Source organism: Streptomyces sp. MS191, assembly GCF_008042125.1.
Lineage (GTDB): Bacteria > Actinomycetota > Actinomycetes > Streptomycetales > Streptomycetaceae > Streptomyces.
Window position 1 is genome coordinate 1 of record NZ_RDBI01000165.1, and the last position, 1,197, is coordinate 1,197.

General features: G+C 76.7%; 1 protein-coding gene. It reads right to left on the bottom strand.

Annotated features, from left to right (window positions below; genetic code table 11):
- Nucleotides 1-1,063, bottom strand: a 1,063-nt coding sequence (locus tag EAO71_RS36095) for a sensor histidine kinase (protein WP_147982029.1), incomplete at its 3' end; no start/stop codon positions are given.
- Nucleotides 1,064-1,197 lie beyond the last annotated feature (134 nt).

A 1,197-nucleotide genomic window follows, 5' to 3' on the forward strand; every position in this document is an offset into this window, starting at 1 on the left:
GGTTGCGGACCTCGACGGTCAGCCCGTCACCGGGGCGGCCGCGCACGGTGAGGGTGACCTCGGTGCCGGGGGCGTGCTTGCGGGCGTTGGTCAGTCCCTCCTGGGCGATGCGGTAGACGGTGCGGCCGGTCGCGGCGGGGACGCCGGCCGGGTCGTCGAGGGTGGCGTCGAGGACGACCTTCATCCCGGCCTCGCGCGACTCGGCGACCAGGGAGTCGAGGGTGGCGAGGGTGGGTTGGGGCCGCTCGCCGCCCGTCTCGTCGCCGGGGGCGCGCAGGACGCCGATGATCTCGCGCAGGTCCTGGAGCGCCTCGTGGGCACTGTCCCGGATGACGCCGGCGGCGCGGGCGATCTGGGCGGGCGGGGCGTCGGGCCGGAACTCCAGGGCTCCGGCGTGCACGCTGAGCAGCGTGAGCCGGTGGGCGAGGACGTCGTGCATCTCGCGGGCGATCGCCTCCCGGGCCAGCCGCTGCGCCTGCGCGGCCCGCAGTCCGGCCTCGGCCTCGGCCCGGCGGGCGCGTTCGCGCAGCGCCTCGACGAGCTGCCGCCGGGAGCGTACGAGCATGCCCCAGGCGACCACCAGCAGGGTGACCACGACGCCGATCACGACGGCGGCCAGGGGGTGCAGGGAAGGGTCCGGGCGCAGGAAGACCTGGGCGGTGGAGGAGACCACCGCCAGGGCGCTCACGGCCGCGGTCTGCCGGAAGGGGCGGTGGACGGCCACGCCGAAGAGCGCGGCGAGGGCGGCTCCCCCGGCGACCGGCGCGAACGTGCTGACCACGATGACGACGACCGCGACGCCGACCGGCCGGCGGCGCCGCAGCCAGAGGGCGCAGCAGGCGGCCGCGCCGACGAGCTGGTCCGCGAAGGCGACGACCTCGCTGTTGAGCTGCTCGGTGGTCTCGCCGGCGATCAGGCCGAAGAACGCCGCCACGAGGAAGAGGAGGGTGTCGACGCCCCAGTCGCGTACGGTGCGGCGCGGCGGGCGCCCCGGCGGGCTGTCCGCCGGGGTGTCGGCCATCGCCGAGGGGAGCAGCCAGGCGTGGCGGTCCGTACGTGTCATACCGACCAAAGTACGCAGGCGGGAGGCCCGGGGACGGTCGGGAGGCGGCAGTCGCGACCAAAGTCGCCGGGCGGGAGACTTTGGTCGCGGCGGCGGGTCCGGTCGGCCGACGCGGGCGCCCCGGCGCGGGGATC